Raw genomic sequence first — 22,243 nt, 5'->3', positions numbered from 1 at the left:
CCGCTAGGCGATCTGTAGCCTCTGATCCGAAGCGTGCCGAAAGGGAAAATCTGCCGTCGTGTCTTACCACTGTCGCGACGGCTCTCAACGTCCGGCCGCTCGGCGCGTTTCCGAGCGGCCGGACTCGCCTTGTCAGGCTTCGGGGCGCATGTGCGGGAAAAGGATCACGTCGCGGATCGACGGCGAGTTGGTCAGCAGCATCACCAGACGGTCGATACCGATGCCCTCTCCCGCAGTGGGCGGCATGCCGTATTCCAGTGCGCGGACGAAATCAGCATCGAAATGCATGGCTTCGTCGTCACCGGCATCCTTGTCCCGAACCTGAGCCTGGAACCGCTCGGCCTGATCTTCGGCGTCGTTCAGCTCGGAATAGGCGTTGGCGATCTCGCGGCCACCGATGAACAGCTCGAAGCGGTCGGTGACGCTTGGGTCGTCGTTGCTACGACGCGCCAGCGGCGACACTTCGAAGGGATAGCGGGTGATGAAAGTGGGCTGCTCCAGCTTGTGCTCGACCAGTTCCTCGAAAATCATCACCTGCAGCTTGCCCAGCCCTTCGAAGCCGAGCACCTTGGCCCCGGCTTTCTTCGCAATGGCACGGGCGGTGTCGATGTCATGCAGGTCGGCGGCGCTGATCTCAGGATTGAACTTGAGGATGGCGTCGAACACCGAAAGCCGTGCGAAGGGCTCGCCGAAGTGGAACAGCTTGTCGCCGTAGGGCACGTCGGTGCTGCCCAGGACCAGCTGCGCCAGCTCGCGGAACAGCTCCTCGGTCAGGTCCATGTTGTCTTCGTAGTCGGCGTAGGCCTGGTAGAACTCGAGCATGGTGAACTCGGGATTGTGCCGGGTCGAAACACCTTCGTTACGGAAGTTGCGGTTGATCTCGAACACGCGCTCGAAACCGCCAACAACCAGACGCTTGAGATAGAGCTCCGGCGCGATACGCAGGAACATCGGCAGATCCAACGCGTTGTGATGAGTCTCGAACGGCTTGGCCGCGGCGCCGCCGGGAATGGTCTGCAGCATTGGCGTCTCGACTTCGAGGAAGTCGCGCTCGTTGAGGAACTTGCGGATATGGCTGATCACCTGAGAACGCACGCGGAAGGTATGCCGGGTTTCCTCGTTGACAATCAGGTCGACGTAGCGCTGGCGATACCGTTGTTCGGTGTCGGTCAGGCCGTGGTGCTTGTCCGGCAGCGGGCGCAGCGACTTGGTCAGCAGGCGCACATCGGTCATCTCGACATACAGATCGCCCTTGCCGGAACGCGCCAGGGTGCCTTCGGCAGCAATGATGTCGCCCAGATCCCAATGCTTGATGGCTTCGAGGGTCTCGGCCGGCAGCGTCTTGCGGTTGACGTACACCTGAAGGCGCCCGGTCATGTCCTGCAGCACCATGAACGCGCCACGGTTGAGCATGATGCGCCCGGCAACCTTTACCGGGATCGCCGCTTCAGCCAGCTCTTCCTTGGTCTTGTCGGCGTATTTCAACTGCAGATCATTGCAGTAGCTGTCGCGACGGAAGTCATTGGGGAAAACGTTGCCCTTGGCGCGCTCGGCGGCCAGTTTTTCCTTACGCTGAAGGATCAGGCTGTTTTCTTCCTCTTGGGTGGCGTGCTGGTTCAGCGGTTGTTCGCTCATGGTTTAAAAATGCCTGGATCGAATGGATGAATCCTGGGGAGGGTGCTGGAAGGCGTTTCGCTTCATTCCATCACGTACCTGCCCCTGTTTTGGTTGGCTGAAACCCACCCTACATCTGGACGCTTGGAACTCGGGTTAGGTGGGCCGGGCGGCGTTCCGCTTCAGCCCACCGACGCTGGCCAAGCGCAGTAGCTTACAGCCCCTGTTTCAAACTAGCTTCGAGGTACTGGTCGATGTCGCCATCCAGAACCTTCTGGCAGTCGCTACGTTCCACGCTGGTACGCAAATCCTTGATGCGCGAGTCGTCGAGCACATAGGAGCGAATCTGATGACCCCAGCCGATATCGGACTTGGTGTCTTCCAGCGCCTGGGAGGCCGCGTTGCGCTTCTGCATTTCCTGCTCGTACAACCGGGCCCGCAGCATTTTCATGGCGGTGTCCTTGTTGGCGTGCTGGGAACGCTCGTTCTGGCAGGCCACCACCGTGTTGGTTGGTACGTGGGTGATACGTACCGCCGAGTCGGTGGTGTTGACGTGCTGACCACCGGCACCGGAGGACCGGTAGGTGTCGATGCGCAGGTCCGCCGGATTGATGTCGATCTCGACCCTGTCGTCGATCTCGGGCGAGACGAACACTGCCGAGAATGAGGTATGGCGGCGGGCGCCAGAGTCGAACGGGCTCTTGCGCACCAGGCGGTGAACGCCGATCTCGGTGCGCAACCAACCAAAGGCGTACTCGCCTTTGATGTGTACGGTCGCGCCCTTGATACCGGCGACTTCGCCCTCGGACAGCTCGACGATCTCGGCGCTGAAACCGCGCTTGTCGGCCCAGCGCAGGTACATGCGCAACAGGATATTGGCCCAGTCCTGGGCCTCGGTACCGCCGGAGCCGGCCTGGATGTCGAGGTAGGCGTTGTTGGGGTCCATCTCGCCGCTGAACATGCGACGGAATTCCAGCCCTTCGAGGATGCCGCGCAGGCGGTCGAGTTCGGCGGCGACATCGTCCACGGCGCTCTGGTCGTCTTCTTCGACAGCCATGTCGAGCAGGTCGCGGGAATCGGCCAGGCCGCCCTCGAGGTCGTCGATGGTCTCGACGATCTGCGCCAGGGTGGCGCGCTCGCGGCCCAGGTTCTGGGCGTACTCAGGTTTGTTCCAGACGTTGGGGTCTTCGAGTTCGCGGTTTACTTCGACGAGACGATCATGCTTCTGATCGTAGTCAAAGATACCCCCGAATTGACTGGGTGCGCTCGGACAGGTCCTTGATGCTGTTGAGGATCGGGTTGATTTCCATAGGTAGGCAGCTCTCAATCGGACGATGCGAAAAGCCGGCGATTATAGCGCAGCAGGCAGACGCTGACAGCCCGTAAAGGACCATCGGCACAGCTTATGTCAAGTGATTGAACTGTCGGTAGCAACGGGACGAGGCGGCGACATGGCCGCCTCTTCGGCTCAGGCGGAAACGCCCCGCACCTGGCTTTCCAGCTCGGCCTTCAACTGATCGTCCAGCTTCAGCTGTCGAGCCAGTTCATCCAGATAGGCGCGTTCCATGTACTGCTCCTCGTCCACCATCAATACGCTGGCGAGGTACATCTCCGACGCCATTTCAGGCGTGGTGGCGGCGGCGGCAACTTCCACAGGATCCAGTGGCTTGTTCAGCTCGGCTTCCAGCCAGCGCTGCAGCTCCGGATCGTCGGTGAGTTGGGCAAGTTCGCCCTCGATCATCTTGCGCTCCTGATCGTCGACGTGACCATCAGCCTTGGCAGCGGCGACCAGCGCCTTGAGAATCCCGCGGCTGTGCTCCTCGACCTGCGCAGGTGGAAGGCGATCGACCGTCTTCGGTTCAGCCTGAGTAGCACCCGCCTGCGCCGCTCCGCCCTGCTGGGCTTGTTTCGCCTGCCAGTTGCCGTAGGCCTTGTAGGCCAGCATGCCGAGCGCGGCCAGACCACCATAAGTGACGGCCTTACCGCCGAGTCGGCGCCCGCTCCTGCTACCTAGCAACATGCCAAGCGCGCCGGTTGCCAGCGCTCCTTTTCCGGCGCCACCCACTCCGCCGAGTATGCTGCCGAGCGGGCCTCCGGCGCCGGAGAGCATGTCACCAAGCGAACCCGTGCCTTTGGCGGCAGGTGAACGGGAGGCCGATCCCTGTTGCTTCTGTAGAAGATCCTGGCCGGATTTGAGTAGCTGATCGAGCAAACCACTGGTTTTCATGTAGGTACCTGCAACGAGTCTGTGTGGGGATCAATTGAGCGAATCGGGAAGCTTGCGGATGGGCGTGTCGCGGTGCGCCGCGCGCACGTACTGAGCGGGCCAGGGCACGGAGTTGTCGCGCAGATCCTCGGCGGCATGCAATGGCCAGTAGGGATCACGCAGCAGCTCGCGGGCCAGTAGAATCAGATCCGCCTGCCCTGTGCGCAGGATGTGCTCGGCCTGCACCGCTTCGGTGATCATGCCGACCGTGCCCGTCGCGATGCCTGCTCCGCGACGCACCTGCTCGGCAAATTGAGTCTGGTAACCGGGACCGACTGGAATCTCGGCATTTGCCGCTGTTCCGCCCGAGGAGACGTCGATCAGGTCGACGCCGAGGGCTTTCAGCCGGCGCGCCAGCTCGACCGTCTCTTCGGCATTCCAGCCGTCCTGAACCCAGTCGGTGGCGGACAAACGGACGAACAACGGTAGCTCTTCAGGCCAAACGGCCCGCACCGCCTCGGTCACTTCCAGCAATAACCGAACTCGGTTGTCGAAGGAGCCGCCATAGGCGTCCTGACGCTGATTTGAAAGCGGCGACAAGAACTGGTGCAGCAGGTAGCCGTGCGCGGCATGCACCTCGGCAATCTTGAAGCCCGCCGCCAGTGATCGCTCGGCGGCACGAACGAATGCCTGGATGATGTCCTTTATGCCGGTTTCATCCAGCGCGGTGGGCACTGCATGCTCAGGATCGAAAGCGATGGTCGAAGGACCAACCGGCGTCCAGCCACCCGCCGCGATAGGTACGCTGCCGTGCCGGCCGAGCCAGGGCTGCCAGGTGCTGCCTTTACGGCCAGCATGGGCCAACTGGATGCCTGCGACAGATCCTTGAGATTCGATGAACCGCGTGATGCGTCGCAGGGGCTCGACATGCTCGTCGGTCCAGATACCCAGATCCTCCGGCGAGATGCGCCCATCGGCCGTAACAGCAGTAGCTTCGATGATGACCAGCCCTGCCCCGCCGACGGCGCGGCTGCCCAGGTGAACAAGATGCCAGTCGTTGGCCATTCCGCCCTGGGCCGAGTACTGGCACATCGGGGAGACCGCGATACGGTTCGGCAAGGTCAGCTGGCGCAGGGTGAGCGGCTGGAAGAGCTGTGTCATGAAAACCTCGACTGCAATGGATGCATTTTTGGACACCCTTGAGTACAGACTGTTTCGACAACTTTGCCTGGTCAGGCCGCGTTTACGGGCGAATCGGTGACCAGTTGTTGCAGCGCAACGGAGTCAGTGAACAGCTTCACCGATATGTCGGTAGCTGAGAGTCCCCGCCCCTCACCCCAGCCCTCTCCCGGAGGGAGAGGGGGCTTGCTCCGTGCATCTGCCTTAACTGCGCTGATATACCGAACGAATGGAATGCCCTTGCACCGCTTCGTTGATCAGCGAGGCACGGCTTAAGTCCGCTAGCCTTCCACCTAACCAACTCATGCAGCCGACTACCTGAATACCTCCGGACGACCGAGCCACACTCGATCCAGTCCCCTCTCCCTCAGGGTTAGGGTGAGGGGGATACCGTCAAACCCGATAGAGGCATCACTCTTTCACTGCACCTGAACACTAGGCCGCCTCCACCCATACAGGCACACCATTAAGCGCTGCGTTCCCGGACAAAGCGTCCAACGCACGCTCATCAGTCAGGTCGTTCGCACTCGCACCTGGCTGTCGATTGGCGATTTCCAGCTGCACGCCTGGCCGTCCGTGCCCCCAACCGTGCGGCAGGCTCACCACGCCGCGCATCATCTCGTCGCTTACGGCCACCTCGACCTCGATCATCCCGACCCGCGAACGCACCCGCACACGCTGTCCGTCGAGCAGTCCCAGGCGATCCAGATCGGCGGAATTCATCAGCAGCTGATGGCGCGGCTTGCCCTTCACCAGGCGATGGTAGTTGTGCATCCAGGAATTATTGCTGCGCACATGCCGACGACCGATCAACACCAATTGGTCGGCCTGTACCGCAGCCGCTGCGGCAAAGCGCGCCACGTCGCCAACGAACAATGACGGGGCGGCCTGGACCCGCTGATTCGCCGTTTTCAAACGCCCCGCCAGGTTCGGTTTGAGCGCACCGAGGTCAAGCCCGTGGGGATAGTCGCGCAGCCTGTCGACACTCAAGGTCAGCTCGCTCTTGTCACCGTAAGGTCCCGCCCGCAGGCTGCGATCAATCATCTGATCGGGCGCCATGGTGGGCTTGAGCTCAGCCCCGGTGCGCGCCGCAAATGCGCGGGCGAGACCCACAAAGATCTCCCAGTCATGCAGCGCACCCGCCGGCTTGTCGAGCACCGCCTCGTTGAAGCGAGTCACGTTGCGTACCGCAAAGACGTTGAAGGTGGTGTCGTAGTGGTCATGCTCCAGAGGAGCCGTGGGCGGCAGGATCAGGTCGGCGTAACGGGTGGTTTCATTGATGTAGAAATCGACGCTGAGCATGAACTCCAGCCCATCCAATGCCTGCTCAAGTTGACGGCCGTTGGGCGTGGACAACGCCGGATTGCCCGCCACCGTGACCAATGCGCGTATCTGCCCCTCTCCCTCGGTCAGCATTTCCTCAGCCAGTGCCGATACCGGCAGCTCCCCACCATATTCCGGCAAGCCCGAAACACGACTCTGCCAGCGGTTGAAATGCCCGCCTGATGTATTGGCCACCAGATCGACGGCCGGCTCGGTACAGAGAGCGCCGCCCGCGCGATCCAGATTGCCAGTGACCAGATTGATCGATTGCACCAGCCACTGGCACAGCGTGCCAAAGGCCTGCGTCGATACCCCCATGCGTCCGTAGCAAACAGCGCTGTCCGCGGCAGCGAAGTCGCGTGCCAGCTGTCGAATCTGTTCGGCCGGCACGCCGCAGCGCGGGCCCATGGATTCCGCCGAGAACGGCGCCACAGCCGCGCGGAGTTCTTCCAGGCCGTCGATTGGCAGGTGGCTGGTGCGGGTCAGCTCCTCGTCGAACAAGGTATTGAGCAAGCCAAAGAGCAGCGCAGCATCTTCACCAGGGCGCACGAACAGATGCTGGTCGGCGATCGCCGCCGTTTCGCTGCGCCGCGGGTCGACCACCACCAGCTTGCCGCCACGCGCCTGCATAGCCTTGAGGCGCTTTTCCACGTCAGGGACGGTCATGATGCTGCCGTTGGAGGCCAGCGGATTGCCGCCAAGGATCAGCATGAAATCAGTATGGTCGATGTCTGGAATCGGAATCAGCAGGCCGTGGCCGTACATCATCAGGCTGGTCAAATGATGCGGGAGTTGGTCGACCGAGGTGGCGGAGAATCGATTGCGGGTTTTCAGCTGACCGAGGAAATAGTTGCTGTGGGTCATCAGCCCGTAGTTGTGCACGCTGGGGTTTCCCTGGTAGACCGCCACGGCGTTATTGCCATGCCGCTCGCGGATCTCGGCCAGGCGCTCGGCGACCAGCGCAAACGCCTCGTCCCATTCGATCGCCTGCCACTCGTTGCCGACACGACGCATGGGGTGGCGCAGGCGGTCCGGGTCGTTCTGGATGTCCTGCAACGCCACGGCCTTGGGGCAGATGTGGCCGCGGCTGAAGCTGTCCTGAGCGTCGCCCCTGATGGACAGAATCTCCTGATCACGGGTTTCGATGGTCAGGCCACAAATGGCCTCGCACAGGTGGCACGCACGGTGATGCCGGGTCGTTTCGCTCATCGCAGGCTCCGAGGGATTGTTCTTGTAATCCAATCACTCTAGGCGCCCGCCGGGCCGGCAACAATCAATCGCGTAGCGGCAAATATCCTCTGATTCAGAGGACCGATCTTGCGAGGGCAATGCCTTGCCATACAGGCCGTCAGGCTGAAAGTCGCCCCGCTCTTTTTGGCTATGCCTAAATCCAGGCGATCAACGCGCCGCGATATGCGCTACCAGCAACTGTACGCTTTCCCGGCCGCGAAACTCGTTCACGTCAAGCTTGTAGGCCAGATCGGCCCAGCGCACGTTGGGATTGGGCCAGAGTTCGCGATCAATGTTGAAGGCGATCCCGTCAAGGGTCAGCGAACCGCATTCACTCTTGAGCACCATCTTGAGATGTTTTTCGCCCACCAGTCGTTGCTGCACCAGCTGGAACACGCCGTGGAAGACCGGCTCGGGGAAATGCTGCCCCCAAGGACCGGCATTGCGTAGCGCCTTGGCCAGTTCCAGATGGAACTCCTCGATGCTCAACTGACCATCGGTGAGCAGGCGCCCGGTCAGGTCGTCCTCGCACAGCTGGCGGCGTACTTCGGCATCGAAGGCAGTCGCAAAGGTGCCGAAGTTGCTTTCCGGTAGCGACAGGCCAGCTGCCATCGCATGGCCCCCAAACTTGCTGATCAAGCCGGGATGGCGCGCCGCGACGGCGTCTAATGCATCGCGAATGTGAAAACCTGGCACCGAACGCGCCGACCCCTTGAGCATCCCATCGCCCGCATCGGCGAAGGCGATGGTGGGACGGTGGTAACGCTCCTTGAGGCGCGACGCGAGGATGCCGATCACGCCTTGGTGCCAGTCCGGCTCGAACAAGCACAGGCCGAACGGCATGTCTTCAAGCGGAAGATCCTTGAGCTGAGCCAGTGCCTCGCGCTGCATGCCCTGTTCGATGCCCTTTCGGTCTTGGTTGAGCTGATCGAGCTGAACGGCCATGTCCCGCGCGAGCGCCTCGTCTTCACAGAGCAGGCACTCAATACCCAGCGCCATGTCATCGAGGCGCCCCGCCGCGTTCAGTCGCGGGCCAAGAATGAAACCGAGGTCCGTTGAGGTGATGCGACTGTGATCGCGCCCGGCAACTTCCAGAATGGCACGCAACCCAGGCCGCGCCCTGCCGGCGCGGATACGAGCCAGCCCCTGATGCACGAGGATTCGGTTGTTCGCATCAAGCGGCACTACGTCGGCGACACTGCCCAGCGCGACCAGATCCAGCAGCTCAGCCAGATTCGGCTCCGACCAGCCATTGCGAGTGAACCAACCCGACTCACGCAATGCCGCGCGCAGGGCCAGCAGTACGTAAAAGATCACCCCGACGCCGGCGATGCATTTGCTCGGAAAGGCGCACTCGGGCTGGTTGGGATTGACGATGGCGTCCGCGTCCGGCAGCAGCGGACCTGGCAGATGGTGATCGGTCACCAGGACCTTGAGCCCTGCGGCCTTGGCCGTCGCTACGCCGTCCACGCTGGAAATGCCGTTGTCGACCGTAACCAGCAGATCAGGCTGACGTTCGAGCGCTACGGCGACGATTTCAGGCGTCAGCCCATAGCCATATTCGAATCGGTTAGGGACCAGGTAATCCACATGCGCGGCGCCCAGTTGACGCAGGCCCAGCACTCCGACGGTGCTGGCCGTGGCGCCATCGGCATCGAAGTCACCAACGATGAGAATGCGCTGCCGCTTCTCCAGCGCTTCGACCAGCAACGCCACGGCTGCATCCATCCCACTGAGCTGGCCATAAGGAATCAGCCGCGCCAGCCCCTTGTCCAGTTCACTGATCGACTGCACACCACGCGACGCGTACAGGCGCGTCAGCAACGGCGGCAGGTCGCCCAGATCGGGAAGCCTTTCGGGGAGCGGGCGAGGTTCGATGCGCATCTATTGATTATCCGGCGTGCAGCGTGAAGTGGGTCAGAGCGATGTAGCGGCGCGTGCGGCCTGGTCGTAGAGGCCGGACATGGCGCGCAGCAGCCCTGCAAGACGGTGAATATCGTCCGGGTCGATGTTCAGGTTTTCGAAGGAGGCGATCAGGCATTCACGTCGGATGTCGGCGTACTCCCGGCACAGCGCGCCGCCCTTTTCAGTGGGCCGATAGAACATTTCCTTGCCCTGTTTCTCGCCTTCCACCAGACCGAGCTTGCCGAGTTTCTTCAAAGCGTAAGTCACGGTGTGAGTGTCTTCGATATTGAGCAGCAGGCAGATATCCGCTTGTCGCTTGGCACGGCCGCGGCTCGCCAGATTGTGCAGCACCATGACGTCCAGCGCGTTCATTTCAACGGCACCAGAGGCTTTCATGCAGCGCTCCATCCAGCGCATCAGCGCGGCGCTGGCAACGATGATGCCGTACTCGAGCTCGGAGAGTTCCTGCGATTGTTCGGCGAGATGCGCCGACGCAACGATGGACGATCGCAACGGGCGAGGGGATTTAGCGTCAACCATCTTGTGGACCATGACCTGAGGGGCGAAACGTGATTTCGCCCGATGAATCGGGTCGGCAAGCATACAGCAATGAGCTTGGAGCGACCGCTGCGAAGGCTGACAATAAATTTTTATTGATAAATCATCGATAATTTATCATCGTAATGTCACTCACCTGCCGGCACGCCGGTCGGGCCAGCAGTTCAGCGAGGAATGGTATGAAACGTCTACTTCTCAACTGCGACATCGGCGAGAGCTTCGGGGCCTGGACCATGGGCCTGGATGCCGAAGTCATGCCCTTCATTGATTGCGCCAACGTGGCGTGTGGTTTCCACGCCTCTGACCCACAGATCATGCGACGCACCGTCGCGCTGGCAACGCAGCATGACGTGAAGATCGGCGCCCATCCGGCCTACCCAGATCTGGTCGGCTTCGGCCGCCGCTCCATGGCGTGCACGCCGGACGAAGTGGAGAACATGCTGCTTTATCAGATTGGCGCGCTGGATGGCATCTGTCGCGCCGAGGGCACTCAGGTCCGCTACGTCAAGCCGCACGGGGCCCTTTACAACGACATGATGCGCAAACCCGAACTGCTCCGAGCTGTGATGCGCGCGGTTATCGCCTATTCCCCGTCGCTCCCCCTGATGCTGATGTCGACCCGCGACAACAGCGCTGCGCAAGCGCTGGCGGACGAACTGGGTGTGATGCTGTGGTTCGAAGTGTTCGCTGATCGTGCCTATGACGCGGCCGGCATGCTGGTTTCCAGAGCCCTGCCCGGGGCGGTACACCACGATCCCGAAACGGTCGCAGCCCAGGCGCTATGCCTGGCCAAAGGCGAAGCGCTGACCGCCAGCGACGGCAGCCCTCTGGTACTGCGGGCCGATACGCTTTGCGTTCACGGTGACAACGCCGGTTCGGTCGCCGCCGTGCAGCGCATCCGCCAGGCGCTCGAGAAGCTGGCGGCATGAAGGCCCGTATCGAAGTCGTCGGCATCGACTGCCTGATGCTGCGCCTGTTCGACGAAATCGACGAAGCTCACATGCCCTGGCTACTGGCCGCTGCACGGCGCCTGCGCGAAAGTTTCGGCGCCGCCCTGATCGATCTAGTGCCGTCCTACACCACCCTTTTAATTCATTACGACCTGGCACAACTGGACGACGACCAGGCGCGTCGTCGGGTAGCGAATGCGCTGCATGACCTGCAGCCGGATGCGGGGGCTCAGGCGCGCGAGCTGGACATCCCGGTCTGGTACGACCCAAGCGTCGGTCCGGAACTCGAAGCATTGGGGCAGCGCAGCGGGCTCGGCGTTTCCGGCGTGATCGAGCGTCATAGCGCCCGGACCTATCAGGTTTTTGCGCTGGGCTTCGCGCCGGGTTTCGCCTTCATGGGGCTGGTCGACGAATCCCTCGCCAGCCCGCGCCTGCAAACGCCACGCAAGCAGGTTCCGGCTGGCAGTTTGGGTATCGCTGATCGTCAGACCGCTATCTATCCGCTGGTATCACCCGGGGGCTGGAATCTCATCGGCCGCAGCCCGACGCGGCTGTTCGACCGGGAGCTGGACGGCTACAGCATCTGGCAACCCGGTGACCGCGTGCGTTTCCAGCCCATCGAACGCGCCGAGTTCGTTCGGCTTGGCGGAGACGACAGTCCTTTCGAGGTTACACCATGAGTCTGTTGATCGAGCGCAGCGGCGCCATGGCCAGCCTGCAGGACGGCGGTCGGTTCGGTGTCCGTCATCTCGGCGTGACCCAGGGCGGCGCGGCGGACTGGATTTCTCAGGCATGGGCCAACTGGTTGTTGGGCAATCCGCTGCACGCCGCAACCATCGAAATCACCTTGGGGAATTTCGCCCTGCTGGCCGAAGCTGACAGCTGCCTCGCGCTGTGCGGCGCGGACCTTGCGGCCACGCTGGATGGCCAACCGCTTGAACCGGGACGCAGCTTCAACATTCGCAAGGGTCAACGCCTGACCTTTGCCCAGCCGCGCCGAGGTGTGCGCGCCTATCTCGCCGCCCCGGGCGGCTTTGCTGCACCTTTGACTCTGGACAGTTGCGCGACGGTACGCCGCGAGGCGCTTGGCGGCCTGCACGGCGATGGCAAGCCGCTGGCCCAGGGTGATCGACTGCAGTGGAGCGGCGCGGCGCCCAGGCCACGTGACCTGGATGCCGATCTGATCACTCCGTTGTCATCGTCAGAACCGCTGCAGGTGGTGCTTGGCGCACAGATCGGCGACTTCAGCGGGCAAAGCCTGTTCGATGCATTCAATAGCGAATGGACGCTGGACCAGCGCGCCGATCGCATGGGCATCCGCCTGCTCGGTCCAGTGCTGCGCAGTTCACGACAGTCGATGATTTCCGAAGGCGTGCCATTAGGGGCGATTCAAGTGCCGCCGGATGGGCAGCCCATCGTCCTGCTCAACGACCGGCAAACCATCGGCGGTTATCCCCGGCTTGGCGCCCTGACGCCATTGGCAGTTGCTCGTCTGGCGCAAGGCATGCCGGGCACAGTCCTGCGGTTGAAGCCGATAGCCTTGGAAGCGGCCCAACGTCAGCAAAGCCGGCTGCTCGCCACTTGGCGATAACCCCATTCACCCCCGGAGCGAAGCCCATGAATACGAGCCCCCATCGCCATCTGCCTCCCTCCGAACTACGCCAGTTGATCCGCAGTGGTGAGCTGAACGGACCAACCGCAGGGCTGGCCAATGGCTTTGCCCAGGCGAACCTGATGATCGTTCGCCGGGACCTCGCTTACGACTTCCTGCTGTTCTGCCAGCGCAATCCCAAGCCCTGCCCTTTGCTCGACGTGACCGATCCAGGCTGCACCGAGCCGCTGCGCGCCGCGCCTGGAGCCGACATTCGCAGTGACTTTCCGAAATACCGGATCTATCGCCATGGAAACCTTGAGCAGGAAGTAAGCGATATCACGAGGTTCTGGGAAGACGACATGGTCGGCTTCCTGATCGGCTGCAGCTTCAGTTTCGAGGGCGCATTGCTGGCAAACGACGTTCCGGTGCGGCACATCGAGGACGGCCATAACGTGCCGATGTATCGAACCAACATCCCTTGCCAGAGCGCCGGCTCCCTGAGTGGCCCGATGGTGGTCAGCATGCGACCGATGCCGGCAGACAAGGTCGTGCGCGCGGTGCAAGTCACGTCTCGCTTTCCGGCGGTGCACGGCGCACCGGTGCACATTGGCGACCCGCGTCAAATCGGTATCCAGGAGCTGAACAAGCCTGATTTCGGTGAACCATCAATCCTCCGTGAGAACGAGATCCCGGTGTTCTGGGCCTGCGGAGTAACGCCGCAAGCGGTAGCGATGCAAGCCAAACCCGAACTGGTCATTACCCATTCCCCCGGCCACATGTTCATCACCGACATCCGTGACGAACAAATGGGGGTGCTCTGACCATTCATATCGATCTCGCGGCACCTCATAACAAAAATTACATCGAGAGTCCGGCTCGCACCCGGCTGCATTCCCTACCTGCCCCAACATCAAGAAAAAAGGTATCCCGATGCACTCCACCCCCAGTGCTACTCCAGCGTCACAACGCAACGTCCTGCGCGGCGCCATCTTCATCATGGCGACGTCGTCGATCGGCCCGGCTTTTCTGACCCAGACATCTCTGTTTACCGAGAAGTACCTGGCGAGCTTCGCTTTCGCCATCGTCATATCGCTACTAATCGACATCGGCGCTCAGCTCAATATCTGGCGAGTCATTACCGTGGCAAACCTGCGCGGCCAGGATGTGGCAAACCGGGTGATTCCCGGCATGGGCCACCTGATCTCCGCGTTCATCGTCCTCGGCGGCATTGCCTTCAATATCGGCAATATCGGTGGCGCCGGCCTGGCAATGAACGTGATTTTCGGAGTGCCTCCGGTGATCGGCTCGTTGATCGCCGCCGTGCTGATCATCGGCATCTTCTTGCTGCGCAACGCCAAGGGCGTGATGGACTCGGTAATGCAAGTCCTTGGCCTGGTGATGCTGTGCATGATCGGCTACGCCATGCTGCAATCCAGCCCACCGCTGATGGAGGCGGTCAGCCGCAGCTTCAATCCGGACGATCCACTGATTCTGCTGCTCCCGATCGTGACGCTGGTCGGCGGAACGGTAGGCGGCTACATCTCCTTTTCCGGCGGGCATCGACTGGTCGAAGCGGGGATCACCGGCGTACAGAATGTTGGCGTGGTAACACGCGCAGCGGTGATCGGTATTGCCACCACTGGCGTGGTGCGCATCTGCCTTTTCCTCGCCGCGCTCGGGGTCGTCAGCCAAGGCTTGAGCCTGGACCCAGCCAATCCGGCAGCGTCGGTGTTCTCGCACTCCATGGGCAATATCGGCTACAAGATGTTCGGCATCGTGTTGCTGGCCGCTTCGGTGTCTTCAGTGATCGGCGCTGCCTACACCAGCGTGAGCTTCATGTATTCACTGCATGAAAGCATCCAGCGCCACAATCAGCGGGTGGTCATCGCTTTCATCGCCTGCTCGACGCTGATCTACAGTCTGGTGGGGCAACCGGTAAAGGTGCTGGTCGTGGCCGGAACGCTCAACGCGCTGGTACTGCCGCTTGCGCTGGCCTGCATTCTCTGGGCGGCCAAGAAGCCGAGCATCGTCGGTAATGAGTACCGTCACCCGACCTGGATGCTGGTGTTCGGCCTGTTGGCCATGGTGGCCACAGCGGTGGGCGTGGTGATGTCGTTCAACGCGTTCGTACAGTTCTGGCAGTCCTGACACAAACAGCGGAGGGCCTTGGCGCCCTCCTTTACCATCGCTGAGCGCTTAGCCGCGCTCGCCGATCAGCCACTCCAGTGGCACTTCGTGCTGACCGCGCTCGTCGGTGATGAACAGTGCGCCCTCGCTGACCATCACGCTCCAGTTGATCGAGCGCGGCAAGTCTCGAGCCACGGTCTCCAGCGCTTCCTGCCCAACGCCGACAACATTGATCTTCTTGAGACTGCGCACGCTGTCGAGCACCTTCGTCTGCCAGACGCGAAGGTTGCCGTAGGCCACCAGACTGAAACGCTCGGCACGGCGCGAACACCAGGTAATCCGCTCAGCATCCGGCTGGCCCACTTCGATCCAGTGCAGCACACGATCGTCCAGACTCTTCTCCCACAACGCCGGCTCATCGACGTCCGACAGACCGCGGCCAAATGCCAACTGCTCGCCATACCAGAGTATGTAGGCGATCAGCCGCGCGACCATCCGTTCTTCAGTCTCGGATGGATGACGGGCCACGGTGAAGCGCAGATCCTGATAAACATGACGATCGAGATCGGTGAGATTGATTTCAACCTTATAGGGCGTGGCTTGGAGGGCCATGACGGCTCCCGTTGGAAAATGGGTGGGCAGTTTACCCCATCGGTAATGGCAAACAGGCCTCGTTACCGTTTCTCGCAGAAACCGACGAGCGAGCTTTGACAATCATTCTCATTATATTTAGCATCTGTTTCATTCGCAGACCCAACGGGTAGTTTTCTAATGTACGTGTGCCTCTGCCAAGGTGTGACCGACGGCCAGATTCGTGATGCCATTTACGAAGGTTGCTGCAGCTATCGCGAAGTTCGCGAGACTACAGGCGTGGCCACCCAGTGCGGAAAATGCGCCTGCGTAGCCAAGCAGGTTGTTCGCGAGACCTTGAGCGATCTACAAGGCGCCAATGCCGCCCTCGCTTACCCAGCGGGTTTCGCGCCAGCCTGATAAATAGTTTTGCGAAAGCCGGGCACTTGCCCGGCTTTTTTCTGCCCGCAAATCAAGGCCTTGCCGGCAAGTCGCGGAACAGACTTATTCTTATTCCGGTTTACCCTTTTATATTCAAGGACTTAGGTTTGACAGAGACCTAAGTCGTGGCCAGACTGCGCCCATTACGAACTCGATTCGACGCAGGGCAATGACATGAAAGGCGACAAGCTAGTTATTCAGCATCTCAACAAGATCCTTGGCAATGAACTGGTCGCCATCAACCAGTACTTCTTGCATGCGCGCATGTACGAAGATTGGGGTCTCGGCAAGCTTGGCAAGCACGAGTACAAAGAATCCATCGATGAGATGAAGCATGCGGACAAGTTGATCAAGCGCATCCTCTTTCTCGAAGGTCTGCCCAATCTGCAGGACCTCGGCAAGCTGCTGATTGGCGAGAATACGCGCGAAATGCTCGATTGCGATCTGAAGCTGGAACAGGGCGGCATGCAGGACCTGAAAGTTGCGATTGCCTACTGTGAAAGCATTGGCGACTACGGTACGCGTGAAATGCTCGAAGAGATTCTTGAGTCCGAAGAAGAACACATCGACTGGCTGGAGACCCAGCTGAGCCTGATCGATAAGGTCGGGATGGAGAATTATCTGCAATCGCAGATGGATGAATAAGGATTGATGCTAAAAACGGGAGCCTAGGCTCCCTTTTTTTGTGCTGTAAAACACTACGGCCAAACCCAACTACTCACTGGCGATATAGATCGCCAAATAGCTAAGGCTTTTCAGGGTACGCCCAACGGCAAGGCCGTTCAGCGGGCATCCAAAACAAAAACACCCTGCGAAAGCAAGCCTTTCGCAGGGTGTCGGCGACCATCTTAATCAACCCGCACCAGCGGGCTTTCAGATCAACGCAATCAGGCGCCGGCTTTCTGCACGGCCTGCTTGATCAGCGGTTGCAACTCACCTTTCTCGAACATCTCGAGAATGATGTCGCTGCCGCCTACCAGTTCACCATCAACCCAGAGCTGGGGGAACGTCGGCCAGTTGGCATACTTGGGCAGGTTGGTACGGATTTCAGGATTCTGCAGGATGTCGACATAGGCGAATTTTTCGCCGCAGCCCATGATCGCCTGGGTAGCGCGGGCCGAAAAGCCGCACTGCGGAGCATTGGGCGAGCCTTTCATATAAAGCAGCACCGGATTCTTTTCGATCTGCTCTTTGATGGTTTCGATGATATCCATGGGGCACCTCGGCTAGTCTCGGTTGCGGCGCATTGTACAGGAACACCGCTTTAAAAGCCGAGTCGAGGACTCGGCTTTTATATTCCGACACTGAGCGCTGCCCCTCTGTAGCGCCGATTTATGGCACGCCGAGGCCGATTTGCGCCGGCCAAGACTTTCTGGATAAGATCGCGCCTTTCCCGTTTCGTCGCTCTATATGCGACCCCTGTCGCAGGCCCCTCTTTTCCTGTCGAAAACCCCCGGCCTCGACTGCGGCAATAAAGGTAGTTGATATGAGCGCAAGGCACTTTCTCTCACTGATGGATTGCACGCCCCAGGAGCTAATCAGCCTGGTCCGTCGCGGCATCGAGCTGAAGGATCTGCGCGAGCGCGGCATTCTGTTCGAGCCGCTGAAAAACCGTGTTCTGGGGATGATCTTCGAAAAGGCCTCGACCCGGACTCGCCTGTCATTCGAGGCAGGAATGATCCAGCTCGGCGGCCAGGCAATCTTTCTTTCTCCCCGCGATACGCAACTGGGGCGCGGTGAGCCGATCAGCGATTCGGCCATCGTCATGTCGAGCATGCTCGATGCAATCATGATCCGCACCTTCGCTCATTCGACGCTGACCGAGTTTGCGGCGAACTCTGCGGTTCCGGTAATCAACGGCCTGTCAGACGATCTCCACCCCTGCCAGCTCATGGCGGACATGCAAACCTTCCATGAGCTACGCGGCAACATTGCAGGCAAGACCGTGGCCTGGGTCGGTGACGGCAACAATATGTGCAACTCTTACATGGAAGCTGCGCTTCAGTTCGATTTCCAGCTGCGAATTGCCTGCCCTGAAGGGTACGAGCCTAAGGGCCAGCTGTTGGCGCAGGCCGGCGACCGGGTGCAGGTCTTCCGGGATCCGCGAGAGGCCGTGAGCGGTGCTCATCTGGTCAGCACCGATGTATGGGCCTCGATGGGTCAGGAAGACGAAGTAGCGGCGCGTATCGCCACCTTCCGTCCTTACCAGGTCGATCGCGCTCTACTCGACGCTGCCGCAGAAGACGTGCTGTTCATGCACTGCCTGCCCGCACACCGCGGTGAAGAAATCAGCCACGACCTGCTCGACGACAAGCGTTCGGTCGCCTGGCAGCAAGCAGAGAATCGTCTGCATGTACAAAAGGCGTTGCTCGAGTTTCTGGTCGAGCCGGCCTACCACCACGCATGAGCCACGAAGCCCTGCTGCACCTGCGCAATCTCGACTGCGGTTACAGCGGTCAGAGCGTGGTGCAGCACCTCAATCTTCACCTCAACCGCGGCGACATCGGTTGCCTGCTCGGCCCGTCCGGCTGTGGCAAAACTACGACGCTGCGTGCCATCGCGGGATTCGAACACGTCAACGAGGGCGAGATTCAGCTAGGCGACGCTGTGCTATCCCGGCCGGGTTTCACCCTTGCGCCTGAAAAGCGCCGAATCGGCATGGTGTTTCAGGACTACGCCCTGTTCCCGCACCTGACAGTTGCCGAAAACGTCGCCTTCGGCATCCGCAAGCAGCCAGAATGGAAGCGCATCGTGCGCGACATGCTCGAACTCGTGCACCTGGCGCCTTTGAGTCAGCGTTACCCGCACGAGCTATCAGGCGGTCAGCAACAGCGCGTCGCACTGGCTCGGGCGCTCGCACCTGAACCGGAACTGTTATTGCTGGACGAGCCCTTCTCGAACCTTGATGGGGACTTGCGGCGACGCCTTAGCCACGAAGTGCGCGAGATCCTGAAGTCGCGTGGCACCAGTGCCATCCTGGTCACTCACGATCAGGAAGAAGCGTTCGCTGTCAGCGACCAGGTTGGGGTGTTCAAGGACGGCCGGCTGGAGCAATGGGATACGCCTTACAACCTCTACCACGAACCCCTCACGCCGTTCGTGGCGAGCTTCATCGGTCAGGGCTATTTCATCCGCGGGCAACTGATCGACCCGGAAACGGTGCAGACCGAACTTGGCGTCATTCGCGGCAACCGCGCCTATACCATGCCGGCTGGCAGCTCAGTGGATGTCCTGCTGCGCCCGGACGACATCATTTATTCGCCCCAAAGCGCGCTCAAGGCGCTGATAGTCGGCAAGACCTTTCTCGGCGCCTCAACCCTGTATCGACTGCAATTACCCACGGGCAATCAGCTCGAGGGCATCTTCCCCAGCCATGCAGACTATCCGACGGGCCAGGAAGTGGGCATCGGCATCGCTGCTGATCATCTGGTGGTGTTCCCCGCGCAGGGCAGCGTCGCGGCGCATGAGAAATTGCCCAGTGCAGGCGTGCGACGCTACAGCGGCGGCGTCTGATCCCCGGGCGGCACGGGCTAAGAGTTTTGCGCTGCCTCACCGCCTCGAGCCCGCAGACGACGCTCTCGGAAGAAAGAACTCAGCACATCGCTGCACGCTTCAGCCAATAGGCCGCCCTCAATCAGCACGCGGTGATTGAGGAAATCCTGGGCAAAGAACTCACCGCGACTGATCGCAACACCAGCCTTCGGCTCTGTAGCGCCATAAACTACACGCTGAATGCGAGAGTGGACGATTAGCCCCGCACACATGCTGCAGGGCTCGAGCGTCACGTAGAGCGTAATGCCCGGCAACCGGTAGTTCTCCAGCCTCGTTGCGGCATCGCGGATAGCCACCATCTCCGCATGCGCGCTGGGATCATGGCTCGAAATCGGGCAATTGAAGCCACGCCCGATGACCTTGCCATCCTGTACGACTACCGCCCCTACCGGCACCTCGCCAAGCAGTGCTCCCTGGGCAGCAAGCGCCAGCGCCTCACGCATGAAGAACTCATCATGAGAACGGTCGATGATCATCGGTCTTTTCATTTATCAGTCCAGCTGCCGCTTCTTCAAACAACTTCAATGGCCGCCATCAGGCCCGTTTCCATATGATCGATGACGTGGCAATGGAACATCCACACGCCGGGATTATCCGCGACCAGAGCAATTCGCGCAGTCTCGTTCTTGCCGAGCAGATAGGTATCAGTAAACCAGGGGTCGATCCGCTTGCGATTAGACGAGATCACCTTGAAGGTCATGCCGTGCAAGTGAATCGGATGCTGGTACTGGCTGAGATTGCGCAGTTCGAAAATGTAGTGACCATCTCGCTTGAGCGTGGCGATTGGCCGATCCGCACAGGTCTTGTCGTTGATGTCCCAGGCCTGCCCGTTGATTTGCCAGAATGTGAACACACCGCCCTGCCCCGTATCGGCAGATAGCGTGCCGGCCCATTCGAAATTGAAACGCAGCGTTTCGGCCTTCTGCAGGTCAGGTTCAGCGACAGGATTGGTGGGCAGGGGCGCCGGCCAGTCACCCTCGGTTTCGACAGAGGGTACCGAGGCGAGCGTCGCCAGACGCAACGGGCCGTTACGCAGGGATATTTTCTTGCCTGCAGCTGGGACCTTGAGAGCCAGATCGATGCGCATGCCGGGGCCGAGCCAATACTCCTTGCCAAGCGAACGCGGCGCGACCGGGTGGCCATCTATCGCGTAAATGCGCGCTTCGCCATCGGACAGATTCAGCCGATATGTAAGGGTGTTGGTCACATTGATGATGCGCAAGCGCACCACCTGACCTGCCGGCAGCTCCAGGGTCGGAGCATGGACGCCATTGACGGTCGACAGAACCCCCGGCGTGCCGCCTCGAGCAGCCTCACGCGGCACGCTAAAGTCGGTGAAGGCCCCCTGCTTGTCGACATGCCAGCTCTTGAGGCTCAGCGTGCGCTCGTGGCGAAAGCCGCTCGGCTCACGCTCCTCGATAATCAACGGTCCTACCAGGCCGCGCCCGAGCTGCTCGGCGCTGGTCGTGTGCGGGTGGTACCAGAAGCTGCCCGCATCGTGCACCTGGAAGAGGTAATCGAAAGACTCCCCTGGCATCACAGGCAACTGCGACACATAAGGCACGCCATCCATGTTCAACGGCAGACGTATGCCATGCCAATGAATGGTGGTGGGTTGCGGTAGATGATTGATGAAACGCACTCGGAGCCAGTCGCCTTGCCGGGCGCGTAGTTCGACCCCTGGCGCCTGACCACCGTAGCACCAGGCCGGTGTCCGGGCACCAGCCACCAGCTCGATGTCCGCAGGCGCTGCAATCAATTCATAGTCATGGGTGACGGGATCTGCGGGGCGACCCAGCCAATAGCGCGCGCCTCCACCGACGACGCCCAGCGCCACGAGCCCAGCCATGCCGGCCAACATCTTTCTACGGGTAAAAGTCATCTTGATCCCATCAAAAACTGCGCGAGCTAGCGCCAGATTGGAATAGCTCGCATTTGCGTCATGCTACATCGTCGCGCTCCGCCTCGCAGCCCTCAGGCTGATCAACACCCACCTCATTACCGCCTGCCGCGAACCCTTGCGTCTGATCAGGCGTCTATTACGACGACATCAATTCACATAGAGGAGGCGCCATGCATACCACCGCAGCCCACGCCAAAGGCGAAGTCAGCCGCGGAATCACCTGGCTCGCACGCAGCGGGTACGCCGCACGAGGGATCGTCTACGTCATTGTCGGCGCGTTCGCATTCATGGCAGGTATCGGCAGCGGCGAAACCGTGGGCACCAAAGGCGCGATCCAGCAATTGTTGAGTCAACCCTTCGGTACGGTCTTGCTCTGGATCATGGTTGTCGGCCTCCTGGCCTACGCAGCCTGGCGAATCACGCAAGCCATCACCGATCCGGAGGGGCACGGCACCGACGCGAAAGGCCTGGCAATTCGAGCCGGGCTAGTGGGTGGTGCGGTTACCTACAGCCTGCTGGCCTTATTCACCCTTGGTTTGCTCGGCACATCCATTGGTGAGTCAACAGGTGGCGGCAGTGGAGGCTCGAGTGGCGGTAGCGATTTTCTGTCCGGCCTACTCGGCTGGAAGTACTCGAACTATCTGGTCTATGCCGTAGCGCTGATACCACTTGGCGTAGGCATCGCTCATATCATCAAAGGGTGGAAGGCCAAGTTCGAAAAGTACTTCTATGCCTCTGAAGATGTCATGCGCTGGGTGCGCCCGGTATCTCGCGCGGGCCTGATAGCACGTGGCGTCGCATTCCTCATTGTGGCTGGAATGCTCTTCAGCGGCGGCACCCGGTATGAACCCACTGACCCACCAGGGCTGGAAGATGCGCTAAACGCACTCCAGAGCCTGCCGTTCGGTGCATTCTGGTTGTCGGTGGTGGGCCTCGGACTGGTCGCGTTCGCCCTGTACAGCATCTCCGAAGCCATCTGGCGCCGCATCGATACAGCTGCCGTCATGAGTTAGTTAGCAGTCAAAAAAAGCCCCGGACCGACCGGGGCTTCGTTCTCTTTCACGACAACCGCTTGCAGATCATTCCCACTC

General features: G+C 60.8%; 21 protein-coding genes. 10 read left to right on the top strand and 11 right to left on the bottom strand.

Going from position 1 to position 22,243, the window contains the following annotated elements; translation table 11 throughout:
- Positions 1-132 precede the first annotated feature (132 nt).
- The 7 genes from lysS to NA619_RS20035 all read right to left on the bottom strand — a co-directional run bounded on the left by lysS (position 133) and on the right by NA619_RS20035 (position 9,997).
- Positions 133-1,635 carry a lysine--tRNA ligase gene (gene lysS / locus NA619_RS20065; RefSeq protein ID WP_255963577.1) on the bottom strand — a complete coding sequence of 501 codons (1,503 nt, stop codon included), beginning with the start codon at positions 1,633-1,635 and terminating at the stop codon, positions 133-135.
- Positions 1,636-1,828: 193 nt separating this feature from the next.
- A protein-coding gene (prfB, locus tag NA619_RS20060) for a peptide chain release factor 2 (protein WP_255963576.1) occupies positions 1,829-2,924 on the bottom strand; the annotation gives its coding sequence in 2 pieces (ribosomal slippage) (positions 1,829-2,851 and positions 2,853-2,924; 1,095 coding nt in all).
- A gap of 158 nt (positions 2,925-3,082) precedes the next feature.
- Positions 3,083-3,841: a tellurite resistance TerB family protein gene (locus NA619_RS20055; RefSeq protein ID WP_255963575.1), complete on the bottom strand. Its 759-nt coding sequence runs from the start codon at positions 3,839-3,841 to the stop codon at positions 3,083-3,085.
- Positions 3,842-3,871: 30 nt separating this feature from the next.
- Positions 3,872-4,981 (bottom strand): NADH:flavin oxidoreductase/NADH oxidase, encoded by a 1,110-nt coding sequence (locus tag NA619_RS20050; RefSeq protein ID WP_255963574.1) that lies wholly within the window; start codon positions 4,979-4,981, stop codon positions 3,872-3,874.
- Between the two features lie 453 nt (positions 4,982-5,434).
- Positions 5,435-7,531, bottom strand: a complete 2,097-nt coding sequence (locus tag NA619_RS20045) for a molybdopterin oxidoreductase family protein (RefSeq protein ID WP_255963573.1) — start codon at positions 7,529-7,531, stop codon at positions 5,435-5,437.
- Positions 7,532-7,720: 189 nt separating this feature from the next.
- A complete protein-coding gene (gene recJ / locus NA619_RS20040; protein ID WP_255963572.1) occupies positions 7,721-9,436 on the bottom strand; it encodes a single-stranded-DNA-specific exonuclease RecJ in 1,716 nt (571 codons plus the stop codon).
- A 33-nt stretch (positions 9,437-9,469) separates the two neighbouring features.
- Entirely contained in the window at positions 9,470-9,997 is a 528-nt protein-coding gene (locus NA619_RS20035; protein WP_255963571.1) for a winged helix DNA-binding protein, read from the bottom strand.
- A gap of 197 nt (positions 9,998-10,194) precedes the next feature.
- Between NA619_RS20035 and NA619_RS20030 the strand changes: the two genes are divergently transcribed.
- The 5 genes from NA619_RS20030 (at position 10,195) to NA619_RS20010 (ending at position 14,707) form a co-directional block, all read left to right on the top strand.
- Positions 10,195-10,944: a 5-oxoprolinase subunit PxpA gene (locus tag NA619_RS20030; RefSeq protein ID WP_255963570.1), complete on the top strand. Its 750-nt coding sequence runs from the start codon at positions 10,195-10,197 to the stop codon at positions 10,942-10,944.
- On the top strand, positions 10,941-11,645 hold the full coding sequence (gene pxpB, locus NA619_RS20025) for a 5-oxoprolinase subunit PxpB (RefSeq protein WP_255963569.1): 705 nt from the start codon (positions 10,941-10,943) through the stop codon (positions 11,643-11,645). Before NA619_RS20030 ends, pxpB begins: the two co-directional genes overlap by 4 nt.
- On the top strand, positions 11,642-12,556 hold the full coding sequence (locus NA619_RS20020) for a biotin-dependent carboxyltransferase family protein (RefSeq protein WP_255963568.1): 915 nt from the start codon (positions 11,642-11,644) through the stop codon (positions 12,554-12,556). The genes pxpB and NA619_RS20020 overlap by 4 nt, the downstream gene beginning before the upstream one ends.
- Positions 12,557-12,582: 26 nt before the next feature.
- Positions 12,583-13,380 (top strand): putative hydro-lyase, encoded by a 798-nt coding sequence (locus NA619_RS20015; protein ID WP_255963567.1) that lies wholly within the window; start codon positions 12,583-12,585, stop codon positions 13,378-13,380.
- A 109-nt stretch (positions 13,381-13,489) separates the two neighbouring features.
- Positions 13,490-14,707: an NRAMP family divalent metal transporter gene (locus NA619_RS20010; protein WP_255963566.1), complete on the top strand. Its 1,218-nt coding sequence runs from the start codon at positions 13,490-13,492 to the stop codon at positions 14,705-14,707.
- Positions 14,708-14,755: 48 nt separating this feature from the next.
- Here NA619_RS20010 and NA619_RS20005 read toward each other — a convergent pair whose 3' ends face one another.
- Entirely contained in the window at positions 14,756-15,298 is a 543-nt protein-coding gene (locus NA619_RS20005) for a YaeQ family protein (RefSeq protein WP_222909059.1), read from the bottom strand.
- 159 nt (positions 15,299-15,457) lie between these two features.
- On the opposite strand from NA619_RS20005, the gene NA619_RS20000 reads away from it, so the two are divergent.
- Both NA619_RS20000 and bfr read left to right on the top strand, forming a co-directional pair.
- Positions 15,458-15,676 (top strand): bacterioferritin-associated ferredoxin, encoded by a 219-nt coding sequence (locus NA619_RS20000; protein ID WP_255963565.1) that lies wholly within the window; start codon positions 15,458-15,460, stop codon positions 15,674-15,676.
- 195 nt (positions 15,677-15,871) lie between these two features.
- Complete coding sequence (gene bfr / locus NA619_RS19995; protein WP_255963564.1) at positions 15,872-16,342, top strand: bacterioferritin; 471 nt, start codon at positions 15,872-15,874, stop codon at positions 16,340-16,342.
- A gap of 242 nt (positions 16,343-16,584) precedes the next feature.
- On the opposite strand, the gene grxD is transcribed toward bfr, so the two are convergent.
- Complete coding sequence (gene grxD, locus NA619_RS19990) at positions 16,585-16,911, bottom strand: Grx4 family monothiol glutaredoxin (RefSeq protein WP_122164442.1); 327 nt, start codon at positions 16,909-16,911, stop codon at positions 16,585-16,587.
- A gap of 272 nt (positions 16,912-17,183) precedes the next feature.
- Here grxD and argF point away from each other — a divergent pair, with 272 nt between their 5' ends.
- Positions 17,184-18,104, top strand: a complete 921-nt coding sequence (gene argF, locus NA619_RS19985; RefSeq protein ID WP_255963563.1) for an ornithine carbamoyltransferase — start codon at positions 17,184-17,186, stop codon at positions 18,102-18,104.
- Positions 18,101-19,210 (top strand): ABC transporter ATP-binding protein, encoded by a 1,110-nt coding sequence (locus tag NA619_RS19980; protein ID WP_255963562.1) that lies wholly within the window; start codon positions 18,101-18,103, stop codon positions 19,208-19,210. The genes argF and NA619_RS19980 overlap by 4 nt, the downstream gene beginning before the upstream one ends.
- 17 nt (positions 19,211-19,227) lie before the next feature.
- Here NA619_RS19980 and tadA read toward each other — a convergent pair whose 3' ends face one another.
- Together tadA and NA619_RS19970 are read right to left on the bottom strand one after the other, a co-directional pair.
- The gene (gene tadA / locus NA619_RS19975; protein WP_255963561.1) at positions 19,228-19,737 is read right to left on the bottom strand and encodes a tRNA adenosine(34) deaminase TadA; all 510 of its coding nucleotides are present in this window, start codon (positions 19,735-19,737) and stop codon (positions 19,228-19,230) included.
- A gap of 23 nt (positions 19,738-19,760) precedes the next feature.
- Positions 19,761-21,131, bottom strand: coding sequence for a multicopper oxidase family protein (locus tag NA619_RS19970; protein ID WP_255963560.1), 1,371 nt, complete (start codon positions 21,129-21,131; stop codon positions 19,761-19,763).
- Between the two features lie 191 nt (positions 21,132-21,322).
- Between NA619_RS19970 and NA619_RS19965 the strand changes: the two genes are divergently transcribed.
- On the top strand, positions 21,323-22,165 hold the full coding sequence (locus NA619_RS19965) for a DUF1206 domain-containing protein (RefSeq protein WP_255963559.1): 843 nt from the start codon (positions 21,323-21,325) through the stop codon (positions 22,163-22,165).
- The last annotated feature ends 78 nt before the right edge of the window (positions 22,166-22,243 follow it).

The organism is Stutzerimonas stutzeri (assembly GCF_024448895.1).
In the GTDB taxonomy this organism is placed as follows: domain Bacteria; phylum Pseudomonadota; class Gammaproteobacteria; order Pseudomonadales; family Pseudomonadaceae; genus Stutzerimonas; species Stutzerimonas stutzeri_Q.
Note: the sequence above shows the minus strand (reverse complement) of the source record. Positions and strands in the feature narration are given on the sequence as shown.